At 68.5% G+C, this 14,355-nt stretch carries 17 protein-coding genes; 11 read left to right on the top strand and 6 right to left on the bottom strand.

Annotation, left to right across the window (positions count from 1 at the left end):
* The 7 genes from G5C60_RS43990 to G5C60_RS43960 all read left to right on the top strand — a co-directional run.
* A partial coding sequence (locus G5C60_RS43990; RefSeq protein WP_338146098.1) for an NADPH-dependent F420 reductase occupies nucleotides 1-828 on the top strand: 828 nt, incomplete at its 5' end.
* 277 nt (nucleotides 829-1,105) lie between these two features.
* Entirely contained in the window at nucleotides 1,106-1,807 is a 702-nt protein-coding gene (locus G5C60_RS43985) for a nitroreductase (protein WP_241267506.1), read from the top strand.
* A gap of 165 nt (nucleotides 1,808-1,972) precedes the next feature.
* Nucleotides 1,973-3,313 carry an NtaA/DmoA family FMN-dependent monooxygenase gene (locus tag G5C60_RS43980; RefSeq protein ID WP_338146097.1) on the top strand — a complete coding sequence of 447 codons (1,341 nt, stop codon included), beginning with the start codon at nucleotides 1,973-1,975 and terminating at the stop codon, nucleotides 3,311-3,313.
* The gene (locus G5C60_RS43975) at nucleotides 3,310-3,474 is read left to right on the top strand and encodes a hypothetical protein (RefSeq protein ID WP_165268699.1); all 165 of its coding nucleotides are present in this window, start codon (nucleotides 3,310-3,312) and stop codon (nucleotides 3,472-3,474) included. The genes G5C60_RS43980 and G5C60_RS43975 overlap by 4 nt, the downstream gene beginning before the upstream one ends.
* 17 nt (nucleotides 3,475-3,491) lie before the next feature.
* Nucleotides 3,492-3,686 (top strand): hypothetical protein, encoded by a 195-nt coding sequence (locus tag G5C60_RS43970; protein WP_165268673.1) that lies wholly within the window; start codon nucleotides 3,492-3,494, stop codon nucleotides 3,684-3,686.
* Nucleotides 3,687-3,817: 131 nt separating this feature from the next.
* Nucleotides 3,818-4,396: a TetR/AcrR family transcriptional regulator gene (locus G5C60_RS43965; RefSeq protein ID WP_165268697.1), complete on the top strand. Its 579-nt coding sequence runs from the start codon at nucleotides 3,818-3,820 to the stop codon at nucleotides 4,394-4,396.
* A 154-nt stretch (nucleotides 4,397-4,550) separates the two neighbouring features.
* Nucleotides 4,551-5,432 carry an alpha/beta fold hydrolase gene (locus G5C60_RS43960; RefSeq protein ID WP_165268695.1) on the top strand — a complete coding sequence of 294 codons (882 nt, stop codon included), beginning with the start codon at nucleotides 4,551-4,553 and terminating at the stop codon, nucleotides 5,430-5,432.
* A gap of 60 nt (nucleotides 5,433-5,492) precedes the next feature.
* Here G5C60_RS43960 and G5C60_RS43955 read toward each other — a convergent pair whose 3' ends face one another.
* Nucleotides 5,493-5,957, bottom strand: coding sequence for a MarR family winged helix-turn-helix transcriptional regulator (locus G5C60_RS43955; protein ID WP_165268693.1), 465 nt, complete (start codon nucleotides 5,955-5,957; stop codon nucleotides 5,493-5,495).
* Nucleotides 5,958-6,029: 72 nt separating this feature from the next.
* Here G5C60_RS43955 and G5C60_RS43950 point away from each other — a divergent pair, with 72 nt between their 5' ends.
* Both G5C60_RS43950 and G5C60_RS43945 read left to right on the top strand, forming a co-directional pair.
* Nucleotides 6,030-6,899 (top strand): alpha/beta fold hydrolase, encoded by an 870-nt coding sequence (locus G5C60_RS43950; protein WP_165268691.1) that lies wholly within the window; start codon nucleotides 6,030-6,032, stop codon nucleotides 6,897-6,899.
* A gap of 85 nt (nucleotides 6,900-6,984) precedes the next feature.
* Nucleotides 6,985-7,893: an NAD-dependent epimerase/dehydratase family protein gene (locus G5C60_RS43945; protein ID WP_165268689.1), complete on the top strand. Its 909-nt coding sequence runs from the start codon at nucleotides 6,985-6,987 to the stop codon at nucleotides 7,891-7,893.
* A gap of 31 nt (nucleotides 7,894-7,924) precedes the next feature.
* Here G5C60_RS43945 and G5C60_RS43940 read toward each other — a convergent pair whose 3' ends face one another.
* Complete coding sequence (locus tag G5C60_RS43940; RefSeq protein ID WP_165268687.1) at nucleotides 7,925-8,905, bottom strand: helix-turn-helix domain-containing protein; 981 nt, start codon at nucleotides 8,903-8,905, stop codon at nucleotides 7,925-7,927.
* A 291-nt stretch (nucleotides 8,906-9,196) separates the two neighbouring features.
* Between G5C60_RS43940 and G5C60_RS43935 the strand changes: the two genes are divergently transcribed.
* A complete protein-coding gene (locus G5C60_RS43935; RefSeq protein WP_165268685.1) occupies nucleotides 9,197-10,168 on the top strand; it encodes a methyltransferase in 972 nt (323 codons plus the stop codon).
* Between the two features lie 192 nt (nucleotides 10,169-10,360).
* Here G5C60_RS43935 and G5C60_RS43930 read toward each other — a convergent pair whose 3' ends face one another.
* The 3 genes from G5C60_RS43930 to G5C60_RS43920 are packed head-to-tail and all read right to left on the bottom strand — an operon-like array spanning nucleotide 10,361 to nucleotide 12,422.
* Nucleotides 10,361-10,657 (bottom strand): YybH family protein, encoded by a 297-nt coding sequence (locus G5C60_RS43930; protein WP_165268683.1) that lies wholly within the window; start codon nucleotides 10,655-10,657, stop codon nucleotides 10,361-10,363.
* 2 nt (nucleotides 10,658-10,659) lie between these two features.
* Nucleotides 10,660-11,343 carry an SDR family NAD(P)-dependent oxidoreductase gene (locus G5C60_RS43925; protein WP_165268681.1) on the bottom strand — a complete coding sequence of 228 codons (684 nt, stop codon included), beginning with the start codon at nucleotides 11,341-11,343 and terminating at the stop codon, nucleotides 10,660-10,662.
* 20 nt (nucleotides 11,344-11,363) lie between these two features.
* A complete protein-coding gene (locus tag G5C60_RS43920; RefSeq protein WP_165268679.1) occupies nucleotides 11,364-12,422 on the bottom strand; it encodes a methyltransferase in 1,059 nt (352 codons plus the stop codon).
* A 135-nt stretch (nucleotides 12,423-12,557) separates the two neighbouring features.
* Here G5C60_RS43920 and G5C60_RS43915 point away from each other — a divergent pair, with 135 nt between their 5' ends.
* On the top strand, nucleotides 12,558-13,547 hold the full coding sequence (locus G5C60_RS43915) for a helix-turn-helix domain-containing protein (protein ID WP_165268677.1): 990 nt from the start codon (nucleotides 12,558-12,560) through the stop codon (nucleotides 13,545-13,547).
* 138 nt (nucleotides 13,548-13,685) lie between these two features.
* Here G5C60_RS43915 and G5C60_RS43910 read toward each other — a convergent pair.
* A partial coding sequence (locus G5C60_RS43910; RefSeq protein ID WP_165268675.1) for a DUF1963 domain-containing protein occupies nucleotides 13,686-14,355 on the bottom strand: 670 nt, incomplete at its 5' end.

The following is a 14,355-nucleotide window of genomic DNA, read 5'->3' as shown; positions in this document are numbered from 1 at the left end:
CCCGGCCCCCCGCAACGCCAGGCGGCACCACCACCCGGCCATCACATCGCGCTGCCCTCAGGGGCGGCACAACCTCTCAAGGAACAAATCATGAAAATTACTGTCATAGGCGCCGGTGCCATCGGCGGGAACCTCGCCGCCAAACTCAGCACGGCCGGGCACCACGTCCAGGTGGCCGACGCCCGCGGCCCCCAGGCCGTCCGGGCGGAGGTGCTGGAGTCCGGGGCCCGCGCGGCGGAGCTCGCCGATGCTGTCCAGGGCCGGGACGTCATCGTCCTGTCGATCCCGTTCGGGGTGGCGGGCCAGCTGGCGGACCTGTTCGCGTCGGTGCCCGACGAGACGGTGGTCATCGACACCGCGAACTACTACCCCGGCATGCTCAGCGAGCCGATCGAGGCGGTGGACAACGGCCAGGTGGAGAGCGTGTACACCGCCGAGCTGCTCGGCCGCCCCGTGGTCAAGGCGTGGAACGCCGCCCTGGCCGAAACCCAGCGGACCAAGGGCGTCCCCGCCGGAACCCCCGGCCGCCTCGCCATCCCCGTCGCCGCCGACACCGAGGAGGCGCGGAAGGTGGCCATGAGCCTGGTGGACGACACCGGCTTCGACCCCTACGACGCCGGCACACTGGCCGACTCCTGGCGCCAGCAGCCCAACAGCCCCGCCTACTGCACCGAACTGACCCTCGACGAACTGCCCGCGGCCCTGGCCGCCGCCGACCGCGCCAAGGACGCGCGCGTCCGCGACAGCCTCCCGGAACGCATCGCCGCCCTCGGCGCCAACCCCACCGTCGACGACGTCGTCGAAATGAACCGCGCCGCCCACCGCTGAGACACCCGACGCGGCTCTCGGGCACGCAACAGCACGAGAGCGGCAGCGCCGGCACGCCACGAACACACACGACGAACACAAAGAGCGCGCAGTCCCCCCGCGCTGCGACCTACAGTTTCGGCACGCCACCGCCTACGGGCATCCGCAAGCCTTCCGGCACCCGCAGGGCGAATCCCGCGCCCGACCCAGCCGCCGGCTGCCTTCTTGCATGGCCTGCCGTACCACGCTGCGCCACGGCCGCCGTGGCGGTGGCTACGCGCCATGGAGAGGAACCGCCTTGCCCGGCATCACATCACCCTTCACCGACATCGCACGCTCCCGACGCTCCCCCCGGCGATTCCTGCCCACCGCCCTGTCCCCTTCGGACATTCGCGGCGTGCTGGAAGACGCACAGACGGCCCCTTCGAACAGCAACACTCAGCCGTGGACGGTGCACGTCGTCTCGGATGCGGCGCGGGACGCCCTGGCCAAAGAGCTGCTCCGGGCCGAGGAGGAGGGGCGGACCTCGCAGGATTTCACCGATGGCTACGGCGAGGAGGGCATCTACCTCGAGCGGTCGCAGGCCCTGGGCGCGAGTGTCTACCGGGCCCTGGGCGTCGAGCGCTCGGACCGGGACGGCAGGAGGGTGGCGGTCCGCGAGAACCTGGAGTTCTACGGCGCTCCCCATGCCGCCTTCCTGTTCATGCCGGCGCTCGGCGACGGGGTACGGACGGCCGGCGACATCGGCATGTACGCGCAGAACTTCCTGCTCTCGCTGGCGGCCCGGGGGCTGGCCGGCATCCCGCAGACCATCCTCGGCGTCTACGCCGACACCGTCCGCGAGTTCCTGGGTGTCCCCGCGGAGCTCAAGCTGCTGTTCGGCATCTCCTTCGGCATGGCTGACCCTGCGGCACCGGTGAACACGCTCCGCACGGAGCGGGTTCCGCTGCAGCGGAGCGTGGTCCTGCATGACACCCCGGGAGTCCTCGACAGGCCGTAGTTCCTCCGCCCGCAGGAACCGTCCGGTGCCTGGTCCCGGGCCGCCACTCGGCCGGCCCGGGCCCGGCGCCCGCACGGCTTTGACAATCCGGAGGATGCCTCCGTATTCTCGAAAGGTAAACGGAGACGCTCTCCGTTTTTCATCGCCCGGTCTGGAGAAGTAACCGTGACAAGCCGACAGATGGTCCTGGGCATGCAGTTCAGCGGCGGATACGGGGCCGCACCCGGGGCCTGGCGGCTGCCGGGTGCGAACCTGCACAGCTACACGGACATGGACCAGTTCGTGCGTTACGCGCGGGCCGCCGAGCGCGGCAAGATCCAGCTGCTGTTCATCGCGGACACCCCGGTCCTGGACGTCGACCTCGACCACCACTCCCCGCACCACATGATCGACCCGCTGCTGATCCTGACCGTCCTCGCGCGCGAGACCGAGCGGATCGGCCTGGTCACCACCGCCTCCACCACGTTCACCGAGCCCTACAATCTCGCCCGCCAGTTCAAGGCCCTGGACGTGATCAGCCACGGCCGGGCCGGCTGGAACGCGGTGACCACCTCCGACCCCGCCGCCGCGGCGAACTTCGGCGCGACGATCCCGCCGCGCGCGGAGAAGTACGAGCGTGCCCACGAGGTCATCCAGATCGTGCAGGCTCTGTGGGGCAGCTGGGAGAAGGGCGCCTGGCTGCTCGACGTCGACGGCAAGCGGTTCGCCGACATGGACAAGATCCAGCCGGTCAACCTCCAGGGCAAACACGCCGCCTCCCGCGGCCCGCTGCCCATCCCCCCGTCCGAGCAGGGCCAGCCAGTCATCTTCCAGGCGGGCGGCGGCAGTTACGGCCTGGAACTCGCGGGCCGTTACGCCAGCGGCGTCTACGCCAACCCGTACACCATCGAGGACGCCCGGGCCCAGCGCCAGGCCCTGCGGGACGCCGCCAAGCGCGCCGGACGCGACCCGGACGAGGTGAAGATGCTCGCCGGCTTCATGCCGACCATCGCCCCCTCCCGCCAGGCCGCCCTTCAGCGGCGTCGCTTCCTGGACGAGGTCGTCGACCTGAACCAACGCGTCCGCTACCTCGGCGCCATGATCGGTCTCCCGCTCGACCCCGGCCGGCTCGACGAGCCGCTGACCGCGGACCAGCTCGCCGACGCCATACCCAGCCCGCACGACCCGCGCTCCGCCCGCGCCCTCGAAGTGGCCCGGGAAGGCTGGACCCTGCGCGACGTGCTCGCCTACGGCGTCATCGACTACCACCCCGTGGTCGCCGGCACCGCCGCCGACGCGGCCGATCACATGCAGCAGTGGTTCGAGGCAGGGGCCTGCGACGGCTTCTCGATCGCCATCGACAGCTACCACGACGGCTTCGACGCCTTCGTCGACCAGGTCGTCCCGATCCTGCGGGAACGCGGCCTGTTCCACGACGATTACGAAGGCCCCACCCTGCGCGAGAACCTCGGCGCCCACGAGCAGTACGGCCTCGACCCGCGCCTCACGAAGCCGGCCCGGTCATGACCACCACCACGCAGCCCACCACCGTCCAGACGTCCGGCACCACGGCCTCGCAGGCGTTCCGCGACGCCCTGGCAGCCGTCGCCGCCATCAATATGGGACGCATCCCGCTCCATCGGAATGCTGTCCTGTACGACACTCCGGGTGTCCTCAACGCAACCTGAACGGAGACGGCTTCCGCATGTTCGGCCAGGACGGCACCGGTGGCTACACCGCGTTCTGCCTGGAGGGTCTCCATGACGGTCTGCTGGACTTCCTCATGGCCAGTTGGGACGCCAAGGACCTCCGCACGGTCATCGACGACTCCCTCGCCATGCTCAACGGCGTCGGCGCACCGGCCACTTGGGTGCTGTCCAACCACGACGTCGCGAACTGAAGCGAGCGGAGCGTGGAGGCACAGACCGGCGGCGAAAGCTCGATGCTGGAGCTGTACCGCACCGCCCGTCCGGTGACGACGTGTCGCAGCACTTTCTTGAGCGTGCGATCCAGATACGTTACGGTGTTGCCATGGCAAGGACCAGGGAGTTCGACACCGAGATGGCGGTGAGCCGCGCGATGGAGCTGTTCTGGGCGTGTGGCTACGAGGCGACCTCGGTGCGCGACCTGACGCAGCACCTGGGGATCGGGCAGGGGTCCCTGTACGCGGCGTTCGGCGACAAGGACGGCCTGTACCGTGCCGCGCTGGAGCGCTACCGCAGCACCCTCGCGGCGGCTGCCCTGCGCAGCCTGGAGGAGGGTGCTGACGCCCGCTCGGCGATCCGCACGCTGCTGGTCGAGCGGATCCGCATCGCTGTCGAGCAGGACGGCCGGGGCTGCCTGGCGGTCAATGCCGCCTGCGAGCGCCTGCCGGACGCCCCGCCGGTCCGGCGCATCGTGCGGGACATGCAGGATGCCACCCGGGACGCCCTCACCGAGGTGCTGCGGGTGGCGGGGGAGCGGGGTGAGATCGCGGCGCGGCACGACCCGTACACGCTCGCCGGATTCCTCGTCACCTTCCTCAACGGGCTACTGGTCTCCTCGAAGATCACGCCGGACCGCCACGCCCTCGAACCCCTCGTGGAGGTCGCGCTGGCCGCCCTCGACTGACTTTTTCATGACCAGAATCTGTATCGCACGATCAAGAATAAGCGCCGGAACCCGCAGGCACGGGATCAACCGGCGCCCCACCTACACCTGCATGACACCCGCCGGCCGGCACCCCATCGCGAGTTACACGGAACAGGGAAGGCTGAGAGAACACATGATGTACGACCATGACGGAGCGCCCGTACGCACCGGCCGTGCCGCCGTCAACGGAACGAGTCTGCACTACCGGACGGCCGGGTCCGGCCCCGCGGTGGTGCTGCTGCACGGCGTACCCAAGACCGGCTATCACTGGCGCCACCTCGTCCCGAAGCTGACGGCCCGTTACACCGTCGTCGTGCCGGACCTGCGCGGTCTCGGTGACTCCGCCCGCCCTGCGGACGGCTACGACTCCGCGACGATGAGCGACGACATCGCCGCACTGATGGCCCACCTCGGGCACGGGACGTATGCCGTGATCGGCGAGGACTGGGGAGCGGTGATCGGCTACCAACTCGCCGCCCGCCACCGCGGGAACGTCAGCGGCCTCGTGTTCGCCGAGGCCCTGTTCCCCGGCTTCGGCTTCGAGGACCACACCGCCCTCACTCCGGAGAACGTCTCCAGCGGCATGCATCTGTGGCATCTGGGCTTCTACTTCCAGCCGGACGTTCCCGAGATGCTGATCGCCGGGCACGAGCGTGAGCTGATCACGTACATGATCAAGTTTGAGCGCAGCCGTACCGACAGCGCCACGCCCGACGCGATCGAGGAATACGTGCGCTGCTACTCCATGCCCGGCGGTATCCGCGCCATGCTCGCGATCTACCGGGCGATGCTCGTGGACGCCGAACAGAACCGGCAGTCCGCGCAGAAGAAGCTCGACATCCCGGTGCTGGCGCTCGGCGGCTCGGCGTTCATCGGCGACCGCAACGAGTCCCAGATGCGACTCATGGCCCACGACGTCACCGGCCACGTCTTCGACGCCGGGCACGACCTCGCCGAGGAAGTACCCGAAGAGATGGCCGACGTGGTCCTGCCGTTCCTGGCCGCGCGCCTGTAGCCGATCGAGCGATCGCCGGCATTGGCCATCGCGCAATCTCGCTCTTTACGTCACCGCCGTTCAGGGCTGGTACAGGGCCTCGGTGGTCCCGGCAAGGGCCCGGGCAAGCTCCGGCACCAGGTGCTCAGGGATGTGGTCGAGGACGCGTCGCCGCGCGCTGGCGAGATGGGTGGCCTGTGCCGAGTGCATGGCGTGCAGACCGGTGTCCGTGAGGACGGCGTCGTTGCCACGTCCGTCGTTGTCGTGACGTTCCTTGCGGACCATGTCGTGGTGTGCCAGCCCTTCCACCACGCGGGTGATGCGGGAGGGTGTGAGGCCGGCCGCGGCAGCGAGTGCGGACATGCGCATGCGCCGGTCGGGGGCCTCGCTCAAGAGGAGCAGGACCGCAAACTCGGTCATGGTCACGCCGGTTCGGGCCATGTCCTCCTCCAGCGCGCGCGGCAGGGCATGGACCAGTCGCCCCAGGCTCCGCCACAGAAGGAATTCGTCGGGGGTCAGTGCTGCGGGTTCGATGTCGGGGGCCATGTCACCAGTTTATTTGACGAGGCAAGCAATGAGAGATAGTACTTGCTGAAGCAAGCAAAAGAGAGGCAGTTCATGGATCCCGCAACCCTTTTACCGGACGGGTTCACGCCCGCCCACGCCGAGGTGAACGGCGTCCGGCTGCACTATGTGAGCGGCGGCGCCGGTCCCGTGGTCGTCCTCGTGCACGGTTGGCCGTTCACCTGGATCGAATGGCGGGCCGTGATGCCGCTCCTCGCTGAACGGGGCTTCACGGTCGTCGCACCGGACCTGCGCGGTTCCGGCGACTCGGCCATCCCGGCAGGGCACTGGACCAAGCGGGACGAGGCCGAGGACCTGCACGAACTGCTGCGGCACCTCGGCCATGAACGCGTCTTCGCCGTCGGTACGGACGTGGGCTCGATGACCGTCCACGCCTGGGCCCAGGCGTACCCGGACGAGGTCTCCCGGCTGGTGCTCAGCGAGGCGTACCTGCCCGGCTTCGGCCTGGAGGAGCACATGAACCCGGCCAACGGCGGCTCATGGCACTTCGGGTTCCACGCCCAGAGCGAGTCGGCAGCGATGCTCACCGCGGGCAAGGAGGAGCAGTACCTGTCGGGCTTCTGGTCGATGATGACCCGAGGCGGCATCACCGATGGTGACCGCGCCGACCTCCTGCGCGCCTACACCCGCACCGACGCCATGCGCGGCGGGTTCGAGCACTACGCCACGCTCGTCGAGGACGGCCGGACCGCCCGTGCCGGGGGCCCGGTCGGGGTGCCGGTACTGATCCTCAACGGCGAACACGGCCTGCCCCAGGACGTCCTGCTGGACGGTGCCCGCCAGGCGGCCATGGATGTCCGCGCGGACATCGTTCCCGCCGCCGCACACACTTTCGCCGCCGACAACCCGGCATGGACCGCCGACCGACTCGCCCGCTTCTTCACGACCACCCCCGCCGCCTGACCCAAGACACACCACACGCAGCACGCAAACCACATCACACGCACCCCAACACACCACGCCACACACAGCACACGGAGTAACGAACATGCAGATCCTCGTCATCGGCGCCACCGGCTATGCCGGCCGGCGTGTCTCCGCCGCTCTGGCCCGTGCCGGCCACCGCGTCCTCGGCCTGGCCCGCGACACCACCGGCCAGGGCGCCCGGGACCTCACGATCAGCGAGGTCACGCCCGTCGAGGGCGACTTCACCAAGCCCGAGAGCTGGCGGGGGCACCTGGACGGCATGGACGCGGTCGTTCACCTGCTCATGGAGATGAGCGATCCCATCGGCGGCGACCAGCGCCTGTTCGCCGAACTCGTCGCCGCTCAGGAGCGTGACGGGCGCCGTCGGCACCTGGTGTTCACCACCGGCATCTCCTCCTACGGCCGCACCGGTCTGCCGCTGATGGACGAGAACACGCCCGGCAACCCCGAGAGCCCTCTCGGTTTCCGCTTCGCCCTGGAGAAGGAGCTGGCCGCCAGCGGCCTTGCACACACTGTGGTCCGCCCCGGTTTCATGTACGGAGGGCCCGCCACCACGTCCATGACCGGCGAGTGGTTCGCCGCCGCCGAGGCAGGCAAACCTGTCTTCTACGGCGACAGCGCCAAGCGCTGGAGCTGGGTCCACGTCGACGACCTCGCCGACGCCTACGTCCGCATCCTCGACAACCCGACCGCTGTGGACGGCGAGGTGTTCGTCGTCGCCGACGACCAGCGCCTGGCCGCCCTGGACGTGCAGCGCGTCGCCGTGCGCGCGGCCGGCTACACCGGCGAGATCACCCTGGAGACCGCGGAGGCCGGCGGGATGATGCAGATGGCCGCCGACCAGGATGAGCTCGTCACGAGTGCGAAGGCCCACCGCCTGCTCGGCTGGCGCCCCCGCCACGCCTCGTTCACCGACAACCCCGAGCAGCACTACCGTGCATGGAAGGCCAGCCAGTCGGGCACCGGCTGAACACGCGGCGGGGCGGAGGCGCAAGGCTGGGTCATCCGTCGGCCGGCCTGGTCGAGTCTGCGTAATCGGTGGGTGTTCGGCCGTACTGCTTCTTGAAGGCGCGGATGAAGTGGCTGCTGTCGGCGAAGTGCCAGTGGGCGGCGAGTTCGGAGACGCTCAGCCGTCCGGACGGGGCGGTGAGCGCGCGGCGGGCTTCTTCCAGCCGCCGCCCGCGGATGTAGGCGGCCACCGCCTCTCCTGTCGCGGCGAACGCCCGCTGCAATGTGCGTACGGAGACGTTGAGTTGACGCGCCAGCATCGCCGGAGACAGTTCGGGATGGGCGAGATGGCGGTCCGCGAGGTCCTTCGCGGCCTGGGCGAGTGCGGGAGCCAGTCGGGGTTCCACGTCGTCGAACCGACGCAGCGCCACCGCCTTGGCCAGCTCGATCAGCGTGCTGTGAGCGGCGTGCACACCGGCCGGGCCGAAGTCGGCGATGGTTGCGTGGACCATCTTCGTGTGGGCCACCAGCAGGCGCACCTCGGCCGCGTCCGCCGGACCGGTGATGATCCGGTTCCCGAGCAGAGGGCTGAGCATTGCGGCGGGCAGAGCGAAGATCTTCGTCGTCGTGTGCGGCGCCGTCTCGAACTGCGAGGGCCGTCTGAAGTGCTGGAGGCGGAACTGCCCGGCCGAAACCGTGTGTTCACCGCGATCGGGCGGAGCGTCGAACGTCCATGTGCCGCGCCGCACTACGTACATCACCACCGCGTCGTAGTCGTCACCCGGGGTGCCCGCGAGGGACGACGCGCTGCGGACATCGGCGATTTTCACGTCGCGCACCTTGGCGGCGCGGCCCTTGACCCGGAGGTCGCCGACCGTGGCCGGACTGAAGGCCGGCAGTCGGAAGACATCGCCGATCTGCGCCTCCCATACGTGCCGTAAGGAGTCGAATCCGCGGGGCCCGGTGGGCGCGATGGTGGAGTCCAGTAAGAATGCCCCGCGCGATCCGTCGGCCTCCGGTGCAGCGTTGTTCATCGTCTACCTCCATGCGCTGCTCCAACGCTGTCTCGTGGCACGGATGTTCCGTACGGATGCCGCTGTGGTTCAAGGGCGCGCCGCGCCGACCTTCCTAAGCTTCGGCGGGAGGAACAAGCTCAGGGCGGTTCCGGGCGCGATCCATGCAAATAAGGACAAACCTTGTGCGCCCCGCGGCATCGCCGCCGCCCGACCATCGACTGTTCGATCTGTCCGTTGTCACCGACGGACTTCAAGAGGAGAGCGCTGATGAACCCGCCGAAGCCGAATCCGGCAGATGTCATGATGCAGATGACAGGAGGATTTCAGGTCTCCCAGGCCGTCTACGTCGTGGCCAAGCTGGACCTGCCGACGATGTTGGACGAGGCCGGGAGCCCGCTGACGGTGAGCGAACTGGCGGAGAGGTCGGGCGCGCAGATCCAGCCCCTGCGCCGGCTGCTGCGCACGCTCGCCTCGATGGGGTTGTTCGTCCTCGACGGCGATCGAGTGTCCCTGACACCCATAGGCGCGACGTTGTCCCGTAACGCCGACGACTCGGTGCGCGCGGTGGTGCTCATGTGGATGGAGACCCACTACGCCCCGTTCAGCGATCTGCTCCACACGCTCAGGACGGGCGAGCCCGCTGCGGACCACTACCTCGGCAAGCCCTTCTTCGACTGGGTGACCGAGAGCCCGGACCGAACGCGGCAGTTCAGCGAGGCGATGGCCGCGCTCACCAACGGATTTCGCGCCGGCATGCTCGACGCCTACGCGCTGCCCGCCGGTGAGCTCGTCGCCGACATCGGGGGAGCCGACGGCAGCGTCCTGGTCGAACTCATCAAGGACCTGCCCGACCGCCGGGGGATCGTCTTCGACCTCCCCGCGATGACGCCGGCGGCGCGGTCCAACATCGCCGCCCGGGGGCTCGACGGCCGGGTCGAGGTCGTCGCCGGTGACTTCTTCGACAGCGTGCCCGTCGCGGACATCTACCTGCTCAACTACATCCTTCACGACTGGGACGACGCCGCTGCCGTCAGCCTGCTCCAGTCAGTGGCCAAGGCGGGTGGGCCGGGTGCTCGGGTGCTGATCGTCGAGGGTGTGGTGCCGGACGGCGACGAGCCGCACATGGCCAAGACGATCGACCTCACCATGCTCGCCATGGGCTCCGGGATGGAACGAACCCAGGCGGAGTACGAGTCGCTGCTGAACACCGCCGGTATCAGCATCGACAGGGTCGTGTCGACGTCGACTCCCTACTCGATCATCGAAGCGATAGTCGACTGAGCACGAGGGTGGACGTGACGGGCGGCCGGAATCTGATGGCCCTGTTCGGTACGAACGACAGGTGACGACGAAACTCCTTGCCCCGGGCGGTGGTTGACACCATCGCAACGGGCAAGGAGTTTCGTGCGTCACACTCAAGAGGACGAATTCCACGTCGGCGCGTCCCAGGCCAACTGACCCCCTCAAGGGAAGTCATGGACCACATGGCCGTAGCGGGCGCGGAGGGCCCAGCGCAGCACCGAGGTGGAGCCGCGGGTCGTCGATGAGCCGGTCGTGTTCGTCGAAGGTGACCAGGCCGAACTTCCCCGAGGAGATCGGCACGAACGCGGCGCGGAACTGTGCGGGTCCGGGCTGGATGCTGCCGTCGCCGGGAAGGTACTCGGCGTCCTCGGCGAAGAAGGACATGGCGAGGTCGAGGTCCTGGACGTTGCAGCTGTCGACGAAGCGGTCGATGGTCTCGGTGATGGGCCCCCTGGGCTTCGCGCTCATGGTCACCACGGGACGACGCCGTCGGCACCGAGAAACTGCCCGGTCGGGCCGTCCGGTCCGAGGAGAGCAACCCTGGACACGATCGCAGCTGCTTGGGCTACCGGCTGGCCCACCTGACCGCCCATCATGTCGGTTGCGGTCAAACCCGGGTCGACGCAATTGATCCGTACAGCTGGGTATGCCTTGGCGTACTGGACGGTGAACATGTTGAGAGCCGCCTTGGAAGCGCGGTACACATCCTGCGGGTAGGCGGTGAATTCGTCGTTCGGATCGGCTGATTTGGCCAACGAGCCAATGCTGCTGGTCACGTTGACCACGGTCGGCTGCGCCGACTCCGCCAGGAGAGGCAGAAAGGCCGTCGTGACGCGGACGACACCGAAGACATTGGTGTCGAAAATCCGGTGCACGAGCTCTGACGTGAGGTCTCCGATGTGCGTCGGCGGCTCCAGCAGGCCCGCGTTGTTGATCAGTACGTCCAGTTGGCCGATGGCTGCGGCGGCAGCTTGGGCAGAGGCGTCGTCGGTGACGTCGAGCAATACGAATTTCCCGCCGAGCTCGCCGGCGGCGCGCTCCCCTCGGGCCTTGTCCCGACAGCCCAGCCACACTGTGTGACCCTCAGCGATGAGTGCTCGGGCCGTCTCGTAGCCGATGCCCCGATTGGCACCGGTAATGAGAATTGTTGACATGTCATTTTCCTGAATCGCGGTCAGACAGCCTCGAGTTCCATGGCGTAGTAGCCGCCGCCAACGGGGTACGTTCTGCCGCGGCGCCAGCAGGTCGCAGCGAAGAGAGCGTCGAACTCGTCCAGGTCTCGTTCGATGCCGCCCGTGACGCAGAGCATGGTCACGTCCGCAATGGTGGCGAAGTCCGGCTTGCCGATCTCGTGGTCGACGAGCATTTCCACGACCAGGGCGCGCCCGCCTTCGCCCGCCGCAGAGCGGCAGTTGCGCAGGATCGTCGTACTGCGCTCGTCGTCCCAGTCGTGGAGCACGGTCTTGAGGAGGTAGAGATCCGCGCGGGGTACCTCATGGAAGAAGTCGCCCGGCACAGCGGAGAAGCGGTCGGACAGGCCCCGCTGTCCGGCCTGCTGGGTCGCGTCATCGACGGCGTGCGGCAGGTCGAGTACCTGGCCGTGCAAAGAGGGATTGGCCTCCATGAGCCCCAGGACGAGGTGTCCGTCCCCGCCACCGACGTCGATCGCGGTGGACATGCCCTCGGTGTCGGCCTCGGCCAGGATGCCCTGGGTCACCATGCCGGCCAAGTCGCGCATGGACTCGGCGAACAGTCTGGCTTCGTCGGCTTTCTCCGGCCGCGCGTTGTAGTCGAAGACGTCCGCGCCCAATGCCTTCTTCGCCTGGCTCGCGCCCTGCCTCACTGCCTCGGGGAACAGGCTCCAGGGCTGCCAGTGCGACTCCCCGGCCTGGATCAGCACCAAGGAGCGCAGGGAGCCCGGCACACCGGTACGCAGCAGTTGCCCCCGCCCGGTCAGGCCGAAGCACCCCAACCCTTCGTAGCTGAGCACTCCCAGTGAAGCGGCCGCACGCATCAGACGGAAGGTGGCCCGTTCATGGCTGCCTTCGCGCGCGGCCACCTCCTTTGCCGTGCGTGCTCCATCGGCGAGGTGGTCGGCGATGTTGAGTTCGGCAACCGCGTGCAGTGTCTGGAGGATCGCGCCGCCGGCGATCATCTGCATCAGGTTCGCGACATCCGCGGCCGGGTCGCCGGCGCCCTCGTCCGTTGCGTGTGCCGTGGTCGTTTCGGTCATGAAAGTGGGACCTCGTTGCTTGTCGTGTTGCAGAGGCCTGTAATTTTCTTTTGGTTTGTGTGGGGGCGCTTGTATCTGAGAGACACACCTATGGGACTTCCGTGTCGTACGGAAGAGGGCGACGGCGAGAGAACCATGACGGGGAACCGGCTGGTGGGGACGTTCACGGCAGACGTCACGAAGCCGAGGACGGCCAGAAACGGCTTCGACGTCTTCCGGCAGGAGTGGGAGACGCAAACGGGCCAAGCGTTACCCCTGCCCTCCTTCGACGTCGGCGAGTCCGGCGATTTCCGGATCAACGTCCAGGCCGCCAACTTGCACGATGCAGTGATCGCGGACGTCTACAGCGAGCGCTTCCTCGGGCGTCCCGCGGCGGACCGCGAAAGCGGCGACCGGGTGCTCGTGCATCTGATGCGGCACGGCTCCTGGCGTTTCGCCGCACTGGACGGGCGAAGTGAAAGCGTCACGGTTCCGGCCGGGTCCTTCATCGCCCGCCGCAACAACCCACCCTCGTTGTTCGACGTGGCGCCCGGGTCCCGGGCGACGGTACTGATCCTGCCCACCGCAGTGCTCGGGCGGACAACCCGGGGCAGGCAGATCGTCGGTTCGACCCGTTCGAGCGAGATGCGCATTCTCATGGCCCACGCGAGCATGGTCCGCGAGACCGTGCGCGGCCTCACCGCGGCTGGCGTCCAGGGCGCACGCAACGCCCTGCTCGAACTTGCCAGAGCCGCTGTGCGACACGAGTTCGACGACGCCGAGCCCCAGCTGGCTCCCGCACTCGCCCGCGCCGCGATGGATCTCGCGGACGAGCACCTCACAGACCCCGACCTTTCGCCTCGGTGGCTGGCACGCCAACTGAACGTCTCTGTGCGCACATTGCACCGCGCGTTCAACACAGCCGAAGAGCCGGTGGCGGCCTACATCCGCCGCAGACGACTGGAACGCGCACGGCACGAACTGCTCACCCCATGGGGCAGGCCGACCGTCGCGGAAGCCGCGGCGCGCTGGCACTTCTTCGACAGCAGCCATTTCATCCGGGCTTTCAAGAAGCAGTACGGGGAGACGCCCACCCGGATGATGGCCGCCTTCGACGAACACCGGCGGCAGCCCCCATCCGTTTGATCTCCTGATCTCGGCGTCAACGTCCTCGTCCGGGGCCGCGGAATCGGCAGCACGCGTGCTGGGAGCCCTATGACTGGTTGGCCCGGCACACCCGGACCAACCGTCGGCCGATCGGAAGGAAATCGTTCAGGACACAGGTCAGGGGTTCCAGAAGACCGAGGTGAACGCACGGTCGAAGCGTTGCGCGGCCAGGTCCTCGCGCTGGATCACCCAGTGGACGGTGGCGCTCTCCCAGCCCTGTACGTCCATGCCGGCAAGCCAGTCGGCCAGGAGCACCCAGTCCGCGACGTCATCCGAAACCGGTCCGTCCCACCGGCCCGCGTCCGCCGCTTTCACGGCCCTGGACACGGCAGTTGCGACCGGGTCGGTGTAGACGGCCTCCTCGTCGGCGTATCCCCCGATCTGCAGCGGCCCCTCGGGGGCGATGGCGTCGCGGGTGCTCTCCCAGACCGCGACGAGTTCCTCGGAGCGGGGATGCCCGGGAAGCGGCCCGCTCCCCGGCTTGTCGAGGAGTTCGACCGCCTCGTGGCAGGGCAGCGACACATGGGTCGTCGCCCGCAGCGGACCCTGCGGGAACTCCTCGAACATCGCCTCGTAATCGTCGATGTCGGAGGGGTTCCACGCGTGCCTGTCCCGTTCCGTCACGGCCGAACCGGCGGGGACGTACACCACACTGCCCATGGTTTCGTAATCGTCGGCGGTTTCGGGGAAGGCGAACAGCAGCAGGTTGCCGTCGGGAGGCAGGGGCAGGTCCGTCGCGTCGGCGGGCAGGGCCGCGAGGTCGATGGAGGCGACGAAGGGGTGGGCG

Source organism: Streptomyces scabichelini (assembly GCF_011045015.1).
Classification (GTDB): Bacteria; Actinomycetota; Actinomycetes; order Streptomycetales; family Streptomycetaceae; genus Streptomyces; species Streptomyces scabichelini.
This window is presented reverse-complemented; position numbering and strand designations above follow the sequence as displayed.

Excerpts from the sequence above, each read along its gene's own strand:
- G5C60_RS43950 (WP_165268691.1), top strand. The coding sequence starts at position 6,030 with ATGGATCCCGCAACCCTTTTACCGGACGGGTTCACGCCCGCCCACGCC.
- G5C60_RS43975 (WP_165268699.1), top strand. The coding sequence starts at position 3,310 with ATGACCACCACCACGCAGCCCACCACCGTCCAGACGTCCGGCACCACG.
- G5C60_RS43930 (WP_165268683.1), bottom strand. The coding sequence starts at position 10,657 with ATGAGCGCGAAGCCCAGGGGGCCCATCACCGAGACCATCGACCGCTTC.
- G5C60_RS43915 (WP_165268677.1), top strand. The coding sequence starts at position 12,558 with ATGACGGGGAACCGGCTGGTGGGGACGTTCACGGCAGACGTCACGAAG.
- G5C60_RS43960 (WP_165268695.1), top strand. The coding sequence starts at position 4,551 with ATGATGTACGACCATGACGGAGCGCCCGTACGCACCGGCCGTGCCGCC.
- G5C60_RS43945 (WP_165268689.1), top strand. The coding sequence starts at position 6,985 with ATGCAGATCCTCGTCATCGGCGCCACCGGCTATGCCGGCCGGCGTGTC.
- G5C60_RS43965 (WP_165268697.1), top strand. The coding sequence starts at position 3,818 with ATGGCAAGGACCAGGGAGTTCGACACCGAGATGGCGGTGAGCCGCGCG.
- G5C60_RS43955 (WP_165268693.1), bottom strand. The coding sequence starts at position 5,957 with ATGGCCCCCGACATCGAACCCGCAGCACTGACCCCCGACGAATTCCTT.
- G5C60_RS43935 (WP_165268685.1), top strand. The coding sequence starts at position 9,197 with ATGACAGGAGGATTTCAGGTCTCCCAGGCCGTCTACGTCGTGGCCAAG.
- G5C60_RS43925 (WP_165268681.1), bottom strand. The coding sequence starts at position 11,343 with ATGTCAACAATTCTCATTACCGGTGCCAATCGGGGCATCGGCTACGAG.
- G5C60_RS43920 (WP_165268679.1), bottom strand. The coding sequence starts at position 12,422 with ATGACCGAAACGACCACGGCACACGCAACGGACGAGGGCGCCGGCGAC.
- G5C60_RS43970 (WP_165268673.1), top strand. The coding sequence starts at position 3,492 with ATGTTCGGCCAGGACGGCACCGGTGGCTACACCGCGTTCTGCCTGGAG.
- G5C60_RS43940 (WP_165268687.1), bottom strand. The coding sequence starts at position 8,905 with ATGAACAACGCTGCACCGGAGGCCGACGGATCGCGCGGGGCATTCTTA.